The 16,746-nt window shown below is 49.8% G+C and carries 12 protein-coding genes; 4 read left to right on the top strand and 8 right to left on the bottom strand.

Annotation, left to right across the window (positions count from 1 at the left end; translation table 11 throughout):
* Positions 1–2 precede the first annotated feature (2 nt).
* A complete protein-coding gene (locus tag J0A67_RS17330; protein ID WP_206570657.1) occupies positions 3–161 on the bottom strand; it encodes a hypothetical protein in 159 nt (52 codons plus the stop codon).
* A gap of 3 nt (positions 162–164) precedes the next feature.
* On the opposite strand from J0A67_RS17330, the gene J0A67_RS17325 reads away from it, so the two are divergent.
* Positions 165–575, top strand: coding sequence for a MauE/DoxX family redox-associated membrane protein (locus tag J0A67_RS17325; RefSeq protein ID WP_206570656.1), 411 nt, complete (start codon positions 165–167; stop codon positions 573–575).
* A 744-nt stretch (positions 576–1,319) separates the two neighbouring features.
* Here the strand turns inward: J0A67_RS17325 and J0A67_RS17320 are convergent.
* Positions 1,320–2,207 carry a hypothetical protein gene (locus J0A67_RS17320; protein ID WP_206570655.1) on the bottom strand — a complete coding sequence of 296 codons (888 nt, stop codon included), beginning with the start codon at positions 2,205–2,207 and terminating at the stop codon, positions 1,320–1,322.
* A gap of 328 nt (positions 2,208–2,535) precedes the next feature.
* Between J0A67_RS17320 and J0A67_RS17315 the strand changes: the two genes are divergently transcribed.
* A complete protein-coding gene (locus tag J0A67_RS17315; protein WP_206570654.1) occupies positions 2,536–2,823 on the top strand; it encodes a hypothetical protein in 288 nt (95 codons plus the stop codon).
* Between the two features lie 48 nt (positions 2,824–2,871).
* Here the strand turns inward: J0A67_RS17315 and J0A67_RS17310 are convergent, their stop codons facing one another.
* Genes J0A67_RS17310 through J0A67_RS17300 form a run of 3 tightly spaced genes read right to left on the bottom strand, consistent with a single transcriptional unit; the run spans position 2,872 to position 9,295 of the window.
* Complete coding sequence (locus J0A67_RS17310) at positions 2,872–4,197, bottom strand: RagB/SusD family nutrient uptake outer membrane protein (protein WP_206570653.1); 1,326 nt, start codon at positions 4,195–4,197, stop codon at positions 2,872–2,874.
* Positions 4,198–4,247: 50 nt separating this feature from the next.
* Entirely contained in the window at positions 4,248–7,436 is a 3,189-nt protein-coding gene (locus tag J0A67_RS17305) for a SusC/RagA family TonB-linked outer membrane protein (protein ID WP_206570652.1), read from the bottom strand.
* 11 nt (positions 7,437–7,447) lie between these two features.
* Positions 7,448–9,295, bottom strand: coding sequence for a TlpA family protein disulfide reductase (locus tag J0A67_RS17300; protein WP_206570651.1), 1,848 nt, complete (start codon positions 9,293–9,295; stop codon positions 7,448–7,450).
* Positions 9,296–10,438: 1,143 nt separating this feature from the next.
* Between J0A67_RS17300 and J0A67_RS17295 the strand changes: the two genes are divergently transcribed.
* Both J0A67_RS17295 and J0A67_RS17290 read left to right on the top strand, forming a co-directional pair.
* Complete coding sequence (locus J0A67_RS17295) at positions 10,439–10,684, top strand: helix-turn-helix domain-containing protein (RefSeq protein WP_206570650.1); 246 nt, start codon at positions 10,439–10,441, stop codon at positions 10,682–10,684.
* Positions 10,685–10,693: 9 nt separating this feature from the next.
* Positions 10,694–11,152 carry a DUF6934 family protein gene (locus J0A67_RS17290; RefSeq protein ID WP_206570649.1) on the top strand — a complete coding sequence of 153 codons (459 nt, stop codon included), beginning with the start codon at positions 10,694–10,696 and terminating at the stop codon, positions 11,150–11,152.
* A gap of 300 nt (positions 11,153–11,452) precedes the next feature.
* Here J0A67_RS17290 and J0A67_RS17285 read toward each other — a convergent pair whose 3' ends face one another.
* The 3 genes from J0A67_RS17285 to J0A67_RS17275 all read right to left on the bottom strand — a co-directional run bounded on the left by J0A67_RS17285 (position 11,453) and on the right by J0A67_RS17275 (position 16,671).
* Positions 11,453–12,838, bottom strand: a complete 1,386-nt coding sequence (locus J0A67_RS17285; RefSeq protein ID WP_206570648.1) for a hypothetical protein — start codon at positions 12,836–12,838, stop codon at positions 11,453–11,455.
* Complete coding sequence (locus tag J0A67_RS17280; RefSeq protein WP_206570647.1) at positions 12,838–15,546, bottom strand: sensor histidine kinase; 2,709 nt, start codon at positions 15,544–15,546, stop codon at positions 12,838–12,840. The genes J0A67_RS17285 and J0A67_RS17280 overlap by 1 nt, the downstream gene beginning before the upstream one ends.
* Positions 15,547–15,645: 99 nt before the next feature.
* Positions 15,646–16,671, bottom strand: coding sequence for a DNA cytosine methyltransferase (locus J0A67_RS17275; protein WP_206570646.1), 1,026 nt, complete (start codon positions 16,669–16,671; stop codon positions 15,646–15,648).
* Positions 16,672–16,746 lie beyond the last annotated feature (75 nt).

Here is a 16,746-nt window from a genome sequence, read left to right as displayed (position 1 = left end):
GCCTACACCGGACTGGACAAACTGATCCGGTTTGGGGAAAGTCGGAAGTGGCCTACCTCACCCCAGCCCTTCCCTATATCGCCGCGCTCATCGGGACAGGCTTCCTCGAGGAGAGGGAGTCCGTTGGGTAGAGCGTCCGAGTTATGGATTTCAAAGAACATGAAATGGAAAAGACACTCTCCTCCTTTCTGATCCTTTTGTGGACCTATACGGGACTGGAAAAGCTCGTCAATTTTCAATCCAGCAGGAAGGCATTTCACAACCAGACGTTTCCGCCGGAATTGGCGGATGCCTTGAGCTACTTAGTGCCTGGAGTTGAGTTGCTGATTGCCCTGCTCCTACTCTTTTCAGCTACCAGATGGTGGGGATATCTAGCCAGCATTCTTTTGCTGTCAGTGTTCACCACTTATGTCGGGCTGATCTGGGTGGGAGCTTTTCCGAGGGTGCCCTGCAACTGTGCCGGGGTGTTGGAGAGTCTGGGATGGGCGGAGCATTTCTGGATGAATCTGGGCTTGATTGGGATGGCGGTAGTTTGGATATGGATGGAAGGCAGAAAGATGAAGTATGAAAGCTGAAGTATGAAAGCTGAAGTGTGAAGGCTGGAAGGCTGGAAGTTAAAGGGTTGGATGCTTCGACAAGCTCAGCACAGGTGTATGGGGATTGGGGATTAGGAGACTGGCACTTCGACAGGCTCAGTGACCATACTTCGACATACTTCGACGGGCTCATCAGGACCCCTCAGCACAAGAGTGGTAAGGTGCGAGGAAGTGCCGTAGGCACGGCCGATATCATAGCCGGGGGTTTTAACCCTCGGTAAATGTGGATACCCGTAATCCACCTCGGCCAAGGACTATTGTGAGGACAAGAGATTCCTTGCCGAGGAGGTATTGGAGATATGGATGGAAGGCAGAAAGATGAAGTATGAAAGCTGAAAGGTTGGAACGTGGTAAAGTTAAAGGGTTGGAAAATGGGGAATAAAGAACAGGTATTGGGAGACTGGCACTTCGACAGGCTCAGTGACCATACCTCGACAGGCTCAGTGACCATACTTCGACGGGCTCATCAGGACCCCTCAGCACAAGAGTGGTAAGGTGCGAGGAAGTGCCGTAGGCACGGCCGATATCATAGCCGGGGGTTTTAACCCTCGGTAAATGTGGATACCCTTAATCCACCTCGGCCAAGGACTATTGTGAGGACAAGAGATTCCTTGCCGAGGAGGTATTGGAGATAGGTGGGAAAGTTCAGCACCGATACGTATCGGTGGAGAATCAGGACAATGAGGAACCTCAATTTCTTTCTCTTCGTCCTTTTGGCTTGACCTAGGGCCGAGCGTCAAAAAAATACCCGGTGGGTATTTTTAGCGAGGAGCCGGGACGCAGGGGTGGAACCAAAAGGTCAAGACGTGGCAAAGCTCCTACCGCACAAGGCCGAACGCTGGCCCGCTTCCTCCTGCGGCGGACAAGTCCACGTCGGTCCACCGCGCCTATCCGAATTGGGATTTGTGTCCGCCAAAGGCCGGGGGCATGGAGTCTGACCCCAAAGGGGTCCAACCATGAATAGCCGTGGGTGAGGCCTGAGGTACGAAGGCTGTAACCCACGGTAAAAAAGACAAAAATGCCTTTGCCTCCCGCGCAGGAAACATGGTGACAGCAGAAGAAAAAATGCCGGAGGACGGAGCGGGGACGCCAAATGGTCCGATGGTCTGTGGGGACCCGCCTAGCGGCGAGGCAGGCACAGGCCTTGGGGGAGGGCCGAGCGTTAAAAAAATACCCGGTGGGTATTTTTAGCGAGGAGCCGGGACGCAGGGGTGGAACCAAAGGGTCAAGACGCAAAAAAGCTCCCTCCGCACAAAGCCGGACGCCGGCCCGCTTCCTCCTGCGGCGGACAGGTCCACGTCGGTCCACCGCGCCTATCCGAAGTGGGATGTGTGTCCGCCAAAGGCCGGGGGCTTGGAGTCTGACCCCAAAGGGGTCCAACCATGAATAGCCGTGGGTGAGGCCTGAGGTACGAAGGCTGTAACCCACGGTAAAAAAGACAAAAATGCCATTGACCTCCGGCGCAGGAAACATGGCAGCCGCAACGAGCTTTCTGCCGGAGGACGGAGCGGTGACGCCAATTGGTCCGATGGTCCGTGGGGACCCGCCTAGCGGCGAGGCAGGCACTGACCACGCGATGTAAAAAAAGCCCAAGAGGGTTTCTTGGGCCATGAGGTGATAGGGCTTTAAGGGAGATTCTCAACTTCTCATATAGAAATATAACTAATAGCCGACAGAATATCAATAGATCCTTAGTGAAAATGTCAAAAAAATGGAGCGGGGCGGGCCAGTGCTGACTGCTGGCCCGACTCCCGCTCCGCAGCCCGTTTAGAAAACCCTATTTATAAAGAGGCCCATCCCTCTCGGAAGCTTGAGTTGAGAGGCAAGCTTGCAACTGATGGACCTCCCAAAAGGGCGATGCCGAAAACCCTTTTTAGAGTAGGCAAATAACCACAAACGGTTTCCCTGTTTTTGATTGGTTAAAAAACAGGGCGTAATCATGAACAAACCACTTAAATACTTGCCAGCCTTGGCAATGGCGCTGGCGGCCTTTGCCGCCCTTGCCTTCACTTCCCCCGAGGCCAACAACCTCTACGGGGAGGAAAACGGCACCTGGTACGACGTCACATCGACGACGCCCAACAACGACACCTACGTCTGTGACCAAGTAGACGAAGATGGCTGCCTCTATGACGCTCCCCACGGTATGGGCAGCCCCATCGAGGACTCCAGCCGGGGCAAGAAGTTCATTGTCCAAAACGAGGACAATCTGGTAGTCGCCCCATAGGGCAAGGTAGGGCCGGGATAATCTTCCGGCCTTTTTCCCATCACCCGCCTACTGGATCTCGCTGGAAGGAACCATCACCCGAAAGTTGCCCGGCTGTGCCTCAAACCCCACCGTTTCCCCGTTGATCTTTCTTTGGAGCAGGGGACGCTTGGAATCCAAGACGCTGAACCTTTTCAAATCCATCCAGCGCTGTCCGCGAAACAACAGGCTTTTCCTTCGGTGATCCAGCACCGTTTCCAATGCCTCCTCCCCTTCCATCGACTCCATGGGCTGATAGTCCGCAATCCTCTTTCCGAGCAGCCGGTCGAGATAGACCAACCCTTCATCCACCTGTCCCAAACGCACGTTGGCTTCGGCTAAAACCAGCAGTACCTCATCCAAGGCGATGCCCGAGAAAATATCCGGAGTACCGGTGTAGTTTCCCTTGAAGGAATGGAATCCGGCGGTGTTGCGAAACAGAAATTTGCTTCGGTAGTCCGTGGCATCGTAGTCCCTGACCAGAAGCGAATCCACAAAGGCCGCATTGTTGGATGTCACCATGGACTGGCTCCCCATAAAGGAAAAGAGGACGACCTCGGAATTGAAGCCGGACACGGGAAAGGCCAGGTCCATGTTGAGCTTGGCATAGTCGATCAGTTCAAATCCACCTTCCAAAACCTGCTCCGCAGACTCCGCTGCCTTCCCATAGTCCCCCAGATACAGGTAGATCCTCGCCATCAGGGCATAGCCACCGAAGCGGCTCGGCTGGGTGGGCAGAGCCGTTTTCTCAGGGAGCAGGGGAAGCGCGGTAGTCAGGTCAGCAAGGATCATGGCAAAAGCCTGGGACGCATCCAGCCAGCCGTCCACCCGGTCAAAGCGACTACTGGACTTGAGCGGTATCTTTGGCGCCGAAGCCGTCCCCTCGGCCGGGTGGGCCAAAAACAACACGGCAAGCTCAAAATACCCGCTGGCCCGGAAGAACAGGGCTCTGCCCCTCAATCTGTCAATGTCCTCCTGTTTCCAGTCAGGGCCTTCGTCCAGCTTCTCGAGCACCACGTTGGCCATGAATATCCTTCTGTAGAGGTTGAAATAATCCTGGGGAGTTTCCTCCAACAGGTAAGGCTCCATGGACCAGGCATAGGCCCGCTGTTGCCAGGGGGAAAACCGAAGCCAGTTGGGCTCGGTCGTCCAGTAGTCATCCGAGTAGAGGAAGGGTAAGGGAGCCGTATTGCTGAGCCGGTCGTAGTTGTCAAGAATGGCCTCAAACTCGGCCACCGATTCCGGCACCAGGATGGACTTGCTGGGCTTTTCGTCCAGAAAGCCCTCGCAGGAGATCGTCAATGCGGCAACAGCCGCAAAGCCCATTGCCTTCAGGTTTTTTATCAATTTTCTCATCTTTTTGTTCGTTTAATAGCCGATTGTTACCAGTTCAGTAAAGCCAGGGATCAGAAATCCATCCGCAACCCGAAGGCAAAACTTCGCAGGGGTTTGGAGGTCTGAAAATCCGGATCCAAGACATCGTCCGAGGCTTTCCAGAGAATACCCAGGTTGTTGGCATAGCCATAGAGCTCAATTCGGGCAAACGGCAGCCAAGGCATGCGGTCCTTTTCCATGCCGTAGCCCAAGCGGATGTCCTGGAGTCGGATGTGGTCTCCCTTTTCCACCAGTACCGCCGAGTTGGAGTAGAAGGTGTTCTGCTGGGAGTTTGCCGAAGCGGGAAGCGCGGGAATCTGGGTAGCCTCCTCGTCCCCCGGCTCCATCCATCGTCGTTCGTAGTCCCCATGCCCGATCTGCCCCCGTAACAGGGTAAAGTAGTTGACAGACCTGCGTCGGTAGTAGTAGCCAAAGCGGTAGGAAACGTTTGCCGAGAGGCTGAATCCCCTCCATTGCAGTGTATTTCGCATCGCCCCAAAATCCGTGGGTCTGGCAGGGCCATGGTACACCATGTTTTCCAGGCTTGCCGCGGACAGGATTGCCGAGTAGTTTTCCGAAGGTTCCCCGTCCAGCAGTCCGCGCGGGCTGCCCGTATCCGGGTTGAGCCCGGCCCAGGGATAGGAATACACCGAAAAGATGGGCTTGCCCACCACCGGGATGGCGTTGGCGTTGTACACGGATGCGGCCAGCGCCGAAGCGCTGTAGTCTATATCGACCTGGGTGACCTCATCACTCACGCGGGAGTAGAAGAAGTCCGTTCTCCACTTCAGCTTTCCGGGCAGCCAGTCCGCCCCCAGTACCAGGTCCACCCCGCTGGTCTGGGTGGACGCATAGTTGGAGGTGATGCTCAAAAAGCCCGAGGAGAACATCGCGTCATAACGCCCGACCAAATCCACCCCCTTTTTGCGGTAGGCCTCCAGGGAGGCACGGTACTTGCCGGTTGCTGACTCGAAGTCTATCCCTGTATTCCAGATCGCCACCTTCTCCCAGCTCAGGTTCGGATTGGGCGGGTTGGAAATATGGGCAGCCGGTATGTTGGGCAAAAGGGCAAAGGAAGACATGTTGAAATAGCTGGCGGTCATCTCTGCCGAGAGGCTCTTGTCTAGGTTACCGCTGTAGCCATAGCTGGCCTTCCATTTCAGATAGGACCCTTTGAGAAAACCCGCAAACCTCTCCTCGCTCAGCGTCCACCCCGCTCCGACAGACCAGAGCGGCACCCCTCTCCTATTGGCATCCAGACCAAAGAAGTTCGACTGGTCCTTACGGATGCTGGCCGTCAGGTCCAGTTTGTTCCGAAAGGTATAGCCCCCATTTCCATAGAAGGAGACAAACCTGTCGGTAAAGCCCGAGTGGGACTGGTTGGACTCCAGGGTGGCGGACAGGGAGGGATTATAGACGTAGGGAAACCGGGTCAGAAAATCCACCGCCTTGCTGGTTCCCAGCTGGTCATTGTACCCATAGTACCTAAAGGAATTGGACTCGGACTGGAGATCACGGATCTCCGTACCGGCAATGAGGCTCAGCTGGTGCTTTCCCTCCCAGTTCTTCCGGTAGGTCAGCATCCCCCGGAGGGTATGGGAATAGGCATCGCTCTCGGCCAAATCCAGGATATCACCCAGTGGAAGCGGTCGGGTGACCACCCCGTCCTCGATCTGGGAAAAGCGGTTGATCATATCCCGGACGTAGAAGCTTGACTGGGGGCTGAGTGCCCTGTCTCTACCCCTGTTTGTCCAGTATTGATAGGAAGCCTCCGCCTGTAGCCCCTCCAGCATACGAAACGACAAACCGGTCTGAAAGCGGGCATCCAAACCTTCATCCATTATGTCCAAGGTTCCGATTTCCTCCAGGGGATACCTGTTCCAGTCCAGCAGTCCGCTGGAGGCCATGGACTCGACGTACCGCTGGGAGACGGTGAAGTAGATGGGCAACGCATTGCCCGAGTCATCCGCCAGCCGGGTGTAGGGATCGTCCTGCGGCACCTGCGTTCCCGTGTTGCCCTTGGACTTGCTCAGGTAGATCCCGGCCGTCCAGGTCAGCCTGTCGTCCAGAAAATTCCAGGAGTTTTTGCCCTGCAAGGTCCAGCGGCTGTCCCCGTTGCCTTCGATCTCATGGAGGTTGTCGTCATAGCCCAAGCTGAAGAGGTAGGTGTTGGCCGCTCCCCCTCCCGACACCTGCAGCGCATACTGCTGGTTGATCCGGGGGCGGTAGTAGTAGCGCAGCAACTCCGACCGCAGGTCACTGCCCTTAAACCCCTCCAGCCGTCTTTCGCTTTCCTCCGCCGTGATCCGGCCATCCCGCTCGGCGATCAGCGTCTCCACCACCTGCGGAAGTGCGGGTTTGCTGGGGCTGATCTCCTGGGAGCGGTAAAAATTGCTTTCGAAGAGGCGCTTCTGGATGTCCACGAAGTCGCCCATGTTCATCTGGGGGACGTAGAAGGGGTCGGTTTCCTCAAACAGGTTGACGTTGGAATTGAAGCTGACACGGGGTGCGCTGCCCCTGGTTCCGGATCGGGTGGTGACCACGATCACCCCGTTTCCCGCACGCGCTCCCCAGATGGAAGCCGCGGCGGCATCCTTGAGCACGGTGATCTGCTCGATGTCGTTGGGATTGATGCTTTCCAGCGGCCCATCGTAGGGGAAATTGTCCACGATGATCAGCGGCGCCGTGTTGGCAAAGAGCGTGGACCGTCCCCGGATGGAGATCTGGTCTCTTCCGGTATTCGGTCCGCGGTTCAGGATCAGTCCTGGTGTCACGTCCTCCAGGCGGTCAACGAGGCTGGTGCTCACGCGCCGGCCGACCAGATCCCGGTCTAGGGCCACGAAGGAACCGGTCACCCGCTCTGCGGGAAGGTCCTGGTAGCCCGTGGACATGACCGTAACCCCGTGCAGGGACTGGACATCGGGCTCCATCAGCAGCACCAGCTCTTCGGCGTGGGGTACCACCACTTCGAGTTCCAGAGCCAACATGCCCAGGTAGGATACTTTCAAGCTGTACAGGCCCTCTGGGGCAGACAGCTCAAAGATGCCTTCCTCATCGGCAATGGCCATTTTCTTGGAGTCGCCCAAAACAACCAGCGCTCCCGGTAGGGGGCTGCCATCTTCCTTGGAGAGCACTTTTCCCCGCAGGGGGACAATGTCTTGGCCCAACAGCAGCTGGGCCCAGCAGAGCAAGGCGGTAAGCAGGATAAGATTCTTTTTCATGGTTTCAGGGATTAAGGATGGGTATAGGTTTGTGGGGTATCCAGCATCGTCCGGATCTTGTCGGCCAGGGCCTCCGGACTGTACTGGTTGGTGGTGAGCAGGAAAAGGCGGTGTCCGGAGTCGACGAGCATCTTTTGGGGGAAGGTGCCGACCCGGTAGTCGGCCAGGATGCCGGTGCTGGCGTCCTGGTGCAGCTGGACCATTTCGGGATGGGAATACCTCCAAGTATTCGTTTCCCTTTCCCATATCGAAGTATCCATGTCCGCATTGACCGAGACAAAGACGAGGTCCTCCCGGCCCTTAAACTCCTCAAATACCGGCCGGAGCGACTCCTGGTAGTAGCGGATGCAAAACTTGCACCCCGACACCCAAAAGGAGATCACCAGGGATTTCCCCTTCAGCGCTTCCAAGTCAAAGGGATTCCCTTGCCTGTCCAGCAAGGGATCGGTATCCAGCAGGGCTCCCCGCAGGGACCTTTGCCGCAGTTCCGAGAGCAGCTGCGACACCCATAGGGTCTCCACCTCGGCCATGGCCTTTTCCACAAAGTCGGCCTGCTCCCCGTCCAATCGCTTGAAGCGGTCCAGCACGTAGAGGCCGATGATGCGGTCGGACACCGCGGAGGGATAGTCCTGCAGCAGCTGGCTGAGCGGCAAGCCGGATAGCTTACCCCGAAGCAGGGTCAGCTCGTAGAGGGCAGCCAAATAGGCTGGGGAAAGATATTCCTCCGAAGCCACCGGCAGGGAGGCCACCAGTTCCCGGAAGCGGGAGGCATGGGGTTCCTCCAGCAGCATGGGCTTTCCGAGCTTGAGCTTGCTGAGGATATTGAAAAGGGTCTCCCCATAGGCCTGCTGGATGATCACCTCCCGGTGAAGTCCATCCAGTCCGGTCAGCAATGCCTCCAGCTTATGGATCAAGGGATAGTCCTCCAAAGGCGTGGCGAGGTAGCCCTCCAAGACGTCGGACTCATTTTTGCCCGGCACCAGAAAGTCCATGGTCTGGTACAGGGACTCGGGAAGTTTTCGGGACCTGTCGTACATCAGTGCGGTCAGGGAGTCCGAGAGCATCCGCTCGAGATCACCGGTGACCATGAGCGGGACAAAGCCCATGCGCTGCTCCGCGGAGACCCGGTCCACCTCGTACTGTGCGGCAAAGAAGGCTGCCGAGGGCCCGGAGAAATAGGATCTCCCAGCATCCAGATCCACCCGCATACGCACCTGGTCGCCCGGTACCAGTGTCCAATAGCGGACCAACTGCTTCTTGCCGACGCGGATGCTGAAGGTAAGCGGGGCATCAACGTCCCCAAGCTCCCAGCGGAAGGACTTGTAGCCCGCACTGCCTTCGAAAAAGGAACCCGTCTCGGCCACCAATGGAATCCTCGTTCCGGGGGTGACGTCCGAATGCTCCTTGAGAAAATGCTCCCAATAGCTCACCCAGATGGTATCCGGTGCGGATCCTGCTGGCAGCTCCAGGTGAAACCTGCCAGCTTCCAATCGGGCAGAAGGGATGCTATCCTCCTGCCCTGGGGAAGTAGAGTCATCAACTAAACTAAATCCCGTTTTCCAGTGGGCAGTTTCCAGTTTGCAGTTTGCAGTTTCCAGATCACAGACCGCAGTCCAAGGATTCGACAGACTTACCGACCACGGACCACCGTCGATGTCATGCGATGTACTGTAGAGGAAAGTATCGGAGAGAGTTTCCCCTCCCCGATGGGTGTCTCCTGAATGTGGGGAGACGGTGGGGCCGGCGAACCTATGAAGAAGATCGGCCCCGGGTGACTCAGCAACTTTGCTCTGGGCTGAGAAGGTGCTTCCGATAAGGCATAGCAGTGCCAGGAAGCATGTTTGTAGGAATTTTTCCATATGCTTTTAGAGGTTGGAAGCTGGCCCTTCGACAGGCTCAGGGACCGGAGACCGGAGACGGAAGACCGCAGTCCGGAGACGTCACTCCCGAAATCCTTCGGGACAGGTGCGAGGAGCCCGTGAGGGCGACGCGGCAGTCTCATCGTTAGGACCACTGTCCACGGTCGACAGTCAACAGCCGTATAGTGGTAGGTGTCAAGAGCATCGCACTACTTGGTACATGGTACTTTGTACTTCGTACGAGACAATCCCCTCCCACCCGACCTCCCGATGGCTATCGGTACAGCCAGCTTCAGGTTAAGAAATGGATTGAATGGATAAGCAAAGATTCCCCTGCAGCGGAAGGCTTATCATTTGGTCAGCGGTCGACAGATCACCGTCGACGGCTGCTTTCGTCACTCCCGGATCAGTGGTGGTATGCCAACCGGAGGTACAACCTCCTAGTCGGGCAATCGGGGAGAAAAAGTGTTAAGTTTCTATGACTAATTGCAATCTCGTCAAAACAGAAAGCTTCTGAATTTCAAGAGAGAACCGTTTTAAATAGGTCGGAAGACCGGAGACGGAAGACCGAAGAAATCCCCACAATCTTATGATCTGAGCTAAACGCATAAGTCATAGGCTCTAATTCAAATCGGGTTCTTGGGTTTCAGGGGAAAGAGGCGGTCGGCGGAACCGGGACCTGGATCTCCTGAGTAGGTAGAACCGGATTGTAATAGGTAATAAGAGCACAGTGCCCCAAGGAGCAAAACAGCAAGCCTCTCTTTCCAGAATTTCCGTCCCGGTAAGCGCTTCAATCCAGAAAAAATCAAGGTCTGTTCCATGATACTTGGGTTATAACTAAGTCGAAGTTGAGACCAGGCCAAAAAAAGAGGCGTGAACCCAAACTAGCTGTCTTAGAGGCACTGGTATACCTGAGGAACAAGCAAGTAAGTAGCCCACGCCAAAGGCGTGAGCATTCTCACTTATTTATCCCGTTCCTCAATTGAAATTACCAGTTTCCTAAGACGAGACTCACAAGTGCAAATGCATTCAAAAGAATAATTGCGGATTAAAGAATTCTTTAACCACAACTAAGATAATTAAAACAATTAAAAGGACAAATATGTCCTAACAAAAATTTAGCTAAATATCCAGTATTGTCATGTGGGACGCAAGCCTAATTACAAAAACGAAGATTTTATCAAAAAAGTAAGTGCAAGAATTCTTGAAATTGCTAAGGAGAAAGACCTTGGACAGGATCAAATTGCCGAGCTTTTTCAAGCTGACGATAATAGGCAAATCGGAAGAGTACTTCGAGGCGAGACCAACTATGGTATAAGTGAATTGGAAAGATTTGCCAAAATTTTAAAAGTTCATCCCAAAGTATTACTGGATTTCGACTGGGAATAATCACCTATAATGAATTACGATAAATATGAATCCATTTCCGGATCGAGTGACTCTTTAGAGTTTGAGTTTACCAGCGAAGGACCGAACGGAGAGTTCAGAAAAGTCGTTCAATTTTCACAAACCAGCAATCCTGATATTTACAATCTGGGGTTTGGGGATAAACTTGAAAATGGTAACATTGATGACCATATCAGAAACAACAATCAGGACAGGAATAAAATCCTGGCGACGATAGCTGCAACTGTGTATGAATTCACATCCAAATACCCCGATAAGGCCGTTTTCTTTGCGGGAAGTACAGCGGAAAGAACAAGGCTCTACAGGATGGCTATCACCATGAATTTAGAGGAGTTAAATGCTGATTTTGAACTATTTGGATTGAACATTAATGAAAAAGAATCCGTTGTAGAGGTGTTCAGGATTGGTGAAAATTACGATGGATTCCTTGTTAAACGAAAATTGACTTAACTTTACCGCCATGAAACCGAAGAAAAAACTAGAGGGTGCCAGCAAGCTGGGGGTGAAAATTCAGAAGAATACTTCTTTGAATAGTTCTTCGAAAAGAGTACTCTTTCCAGACAAACTTGAATATGCCAATAAGGTGGTTTCCAATCTAAAATGGAAGACTACGTAAAGACACCTTTTCATTAAATCATTATGAAGGTAGCCTAATCAGCTTCCTTTTTTGATGCGAAATTTTTTCTTCGGAAACTATTCCGGATTCAGTGGTTCAATATGCTCCGGGATATCCAAACGTTTTTTGATGAATCATTCTTGGCTAAAATTCTCATTAAACCTTCCTTTAATTGAAGATTGAAGTTCTATTGGATAGTCAGGAGCTCCGTATCCGGTAATTGCATTAACACAGTATTGAATTAACGGACTACGAAAAGGCTCGTTTAGGTTGAGCCTCTCTTCACCCGTATAGTCTTGAAGATGTGAGTAAAGAAGTGATTGAAGTCTCACCTGATGCTGTTCCAAGCCAGTAGGTTTGGGGACATCAATGGATAATACCGAACGAGGGAAAGCAACATAATCAGTGAACATAACATTCCCTTCAATATCTTTTGAAGGAATACTGCTGATTAAAGTCAAGGAATCAAACGGTCTTAAATTCATCATTGACGATGCTTTTGCGTTTCGTATTTCACTTCGATTTTGTGCAGTGAGTAGCCTATTCGCAAAAGTTTCGCTTGTTTTAGTATTTGCAAAAAGTGGTATTAAGGTCACAGAACCAAAGTTCTTCTTCCACAATTGATTCATATGACAATCCGATGAAATCACTAGAAATTTTTCATCATTGTTGCCTCCAACTTTTGATATGATATCGCCGACTCGAACTAAATCATCTTTTGGAAATCTATACAAACGATAGGACCATAATTTTCTAACTAATACCTCGGCCACATTTGCTGGATTTGCATTTCGGAATGTTGTCTCAGACCAGTCCGCATTCGCCAAATTATTCCTAAACTTTTCAGATAGTATTTCTATGAATTCGTTTACCGTTATAGTTCTTCCATTTCCACCACTTTCATGACCAAAAGTCCAAATGAATTCATCAAAAGACATTTCCCCTATATCCACCAAGATGGAATCCAATGCTTTGACCGCGTTAAATTTCAATTCTTGTCCTAATTTGAATGAAAAATTGCTATCAAAACGTTTATTGACTTCATCTAGAATTATAGCAACAGAGTCTGCGGTCCACTTTTCAACCTTACGAATTCTACTCTCTATATATGGCTGAAAATTTGGTTGAGCCAAAATTCCGTCTATCTCCTCCTTCTTATCTGCTCCTGTAAAAATACCAACAACTGAATATGTAGATCGCAAAATGTTTAATAAATGCTCTTCGGTAGCAACGGATGTTGTTGCATAATCCCAATCAAATATTATTACTTCGGGGCTGTAGATTTCTTCTTCTACATGATTGAAATAAAAATCAGGATTTAAAAAAGCGCTAACTGTCCAATCCGTATGGTTTGAGAGTATTTCAAGAAGAAGCTTTCTTAAAGGTTCCTCAGGCCAACTTTCGTGGTGATGACATAAATATCTCAAAATTGACTGATCAAGAAGTTTTGTTTCATCAATAAAGTCAGGATAGTCTGAGGCGGGGAGAGAATCATCAACAATGCATATTTTTCTTTTCATTATGCCTCTTCTTTTGATTTAGGGACATTACTAAACTCGATAGTGAATTGTGCTCCTGCAAGACCATTTATTCTTTCTCGATCCGTTGTTTGGTGAATATCACCTCCCATTGAATGCATGTATGACTTGCATATGTATAGTCCCAAGCCGCTTGGTGGAATTTTCATACTGTATCCCGGCTGAAAAAGGTATGGTTGAATAGTCTGGTCAACCCCGGTTCCCGAATCCGCAAAAACTAAGGTTCGATGGCGACTGTTGATTTCAACTCTGATTTTTCGGGGCTTTTTTCCCGAAGCTAAAATCCAATAAATACTATTATCAAAAAGATTCCCCAATATTTGATTGAGTGTGGAATATCTCCCAAATAGAGGGAAATCAACTTGTGAGTCGAATTCGAACTCTATGCCTTCTTGTTTCATCTTTCGACTAAATACACCGTAAGCATATTTGACAGATTGAACAATCGTAAACTCCCTGCGATTTTCATTGCGGATTGCTCTCAACGGGCTTAGCCTTTTCAGTTCCGAATTAAGTGAAGCCGAAGCACTTTTCAGATCTTCAAGTCGAACCTTGTCTGCCTGCCCTGACTTAATCATCTGGCTGATTCCATTGTAGAAGTTGGCAGTAATTTTGGTTATTTCATGAATAGATACGGCAGCAGCTATTCCAAATCCAGCATGCTCGGCCATTCGCTCCTGAACTTCCTCGATTAGATCAATGCTCTTCTTCAAATTCTTGATAGAGGAGTCTATATTGACTAATCCACCCTTTCTTTCATCAACCGTTTCCCCAAGTTGATGAAGGATTCTCCAAGGGTCTTCCTCGATTGGATAATTTTTCTGTATTCCATCCAAAATGACAGAGTTTTGCATGGCAATAGAACTTAAGGTTTTGGGATCTCTAATTAATCCTTTGGTAAGGTCGGTGTGCTCATCGCGTTTAGCTATGTAGCGTGTTTCAAGAATGTTCTGAATGATGGTCTCAACGAGCTTAGCCAGGTCATCGTAAGCCAAATTCTCTATCATCCCCTCGCGATTGGTCTTATCCACAAGGTCAATGTTCTCGGATTGCTCTATTTCGATGTTACCGATGATATTATAGTAGGAGATGCGGAATCCCTGCTTAATATGACGTTTGGATAGATTTAGCCAATCATTTTTGGTACCCGATTCGGCAGGGAATATTATTATGTCGTCACGATAAATGGATATTCCTCCGTATTCGTACAAGTAAGAAATCATCTCCCCGGTTTCCGGCCCGTCAATCCACGGCTTTTTCCTATACCATGCATCCAAGTGTATATAAAAGCCACCACACACGGGATCTCTAATTTCTCCATTTTCGTCACGCCAATAAGGAGACGAAACTTTCAAATCGTAATCCTTATCCGTCCAAATCTCCTCTGAAAGCGGAACTGATTTTGGGGGAGAGAATTTCAAAGTATAGTCCTCAACAACACCTTTTTTGTTGACTAGAGCTTCTAAGCTGAAATTAGGTGTGAAGCTTTCGTATATTTCTTTTGTCTCTAAATCGGGGATTTGCGGACATTCTACAAATGCCCGAAAAGAAGTTTTCACTTTACCGGGACTGGGGTTAGGTGAATTCAGTCGAAGAATTGACTTGTTGATATCGCGAATTTTCTTTTCATCCCACTCGAACCCTTCTCGGCCACCATAGATGATTATTTGAGTACCGGAATTAGTTTCGCCGTAGTCCCTACTAGGTGCTTGACGTGTGAGTTCTACGCCGATAGAGTCCAAATCCACCGTAGTATCGAAAACTTTGTCAAACGCATCCCAATTAACCTTTAGGACATACTCGAACGGGGAAGCTACGGGCTTGCTCTTTATAACAAGATTCCTCCCGAGCCTATGTGTAGCAAAACGTCCGACACCTTTTTCACCCAATGGAATCCTGCCTTCATGTTCCTTTTTTAGCTGTTCGATAAGGGCATTGTATGCTCCCAGCTTCCCGGATGCTTCGGCCTTTTTTCGCTCTTCCTTTAACTTCTCCTTAACGTTTGTCTTTATGGTGGAAGCGGGTCGCAGCCAACCCTTTTCAATAATTTCGCGATTCATTCCAGTCCCATTATCTTCTATTACAATAACGGGACCATCAAACTCTCCAAATTCATATTCAGCGGCACTGATACCTCCAACTTTTTCAATCTTTACTCTGCAATAACTTGCTCCGGCATCAATACCGTTCTTAACAAGTTCAAGAATACCCACCTTTTCCGACCCGATGAGTTGTTCTCCGAGTACTTTGATGAGATGTGCGTCCGCTTTGAAGTTTAGTTGGATTCTTCCGTCCAAACAGAGGGCATCAAGAAACTCCGGTGCTATATGCCTAACTGCATTATTGTAATTGTAGTGTTCCGTGTTATAGAGCTTTTCCAGTATTTCACCTTCTTCATTTTTGAAAGGCACGGGCTGGGCAAAAGGCTTATAGTCAGAAATTTCCACAAAAAAGTAACCGGGTTCCCGTTTATCTTCAAACGGAGGCCTCTTGATTTGCCCATATCCATAGAACTCACCCTTACCCCTTTTTTCAGGCTCATAATAAACGATTTCAATCGGCAGTGATTGGAATTGCTTCAAATAATTCTTGTCTCCCGTTGCGGGAAAATGATAAAACTTTCCAATGAAATCGTTGTAAAGGCCGTCTTCTCGATACTGGGTAAGAATCAGACAGTTCCTATTTGGCATATTTTTCTATTTGCAAGTCAATAATGATATAAAAAAAATAGATTAGTTAAAAGTATGACCATGTGTTAATCGAATATCTGCAAATAGTAATCCTTCAGACTAGTGCAAACCATGTTCTACCATATGATTGAGCAGATTCTCACTTTGAATCCTACTAAACTCAGGCGGCAGAGCATTTCCAATCATCAGCGCAATATTAGTTTTAGGAGCGTCTAGTGGAAATTTGTATTCCGGCGGAAAAGACTGTAGCAAGGCAGCTTCTCTTGCCGAGATGCACCGATCCTGCTCTGGATGGAGGAACCTGCCTTTAGAAGGGTTCAAACAACCTCCAGTGATGGTGGTAGAATAGTCGTTCCACCGAAGTCTTCCGTAGACATCATTAAACCCTACGTTAGGTTTTTGGTGGCACTTCAACTGTCTTTCCGGTCCAAGGTCCTTTCTGCTTCCACCGTTTTTCGGAATATCCCTTATCAAGCTTTGGATTTGCGGATTATGCCTAGGGAAAACAGAATGCAGCGGATCTGTAGAGTTCTCTGGCAAAGGAAGATCGCCGATGACTTCTTTTACAGTAACTATTTTATTGATAGGCTTCGCCACTTTAATCTCACCCAACCTAGAGCCAACCAACACCAGCCTCTTTCTGCTTTGGGGGACTCCGTAATCCTTCACATTGACCACCTTGTAATCTACTTTGTAACCAGCCGTTTTAAAAGTTTCAAGTGCTGCAATAAAAAGATCATACTTCTCCAAGGCAGGTACGTTCTCCATCATAAACGTATAGGGTCTAAGCTCCATTACAAACCGGACATATTCGTTAATCAGGTCATTTCTTTCGTCAAAGACCTCCTGCTTCCGGTTCAACCTTCTCATTGAGCTAAACCCTTGGCAAGGAGGACACCCTGCAAGTAAATGGATCGTCTCGCCATTAAGCGTATCTTTAATCTCCTGAAGATCTACTTTTCTGATGTCTTTTGTAATTACCTCAGTTCCCTCATGATTTAACTTATAGGCTTTTGAGGCCAAAGAATCTATTTCAAAGGCCATCTTGGTATCAAAACCGGCTTTGTGCATCCCTTCTGTCAAACCACCTACGCCGGCAAAAAGATCGATAGCTAAAAGTTTCATTGATTGTGTTTTTGCAGTTTTAATGGGTTACCCACCATGTCAAGCAAAAATCAAACTTTTTGTGCAGTTAAACGA

The organism is Algoriphagus aestuariicola, assembly GCF_017254835.1.
Lineage (GTDB): Bacteria > Bacteroidota > Bacteroidia > Cytophagales > Cyclobacteriaceae > Algoriphagus > Algoriphagus aestuariicola.
Note: the sequence above shows the minus strand (reverse complement) of the source record. Positions and strands in the feature narration are given on the sequence as shown.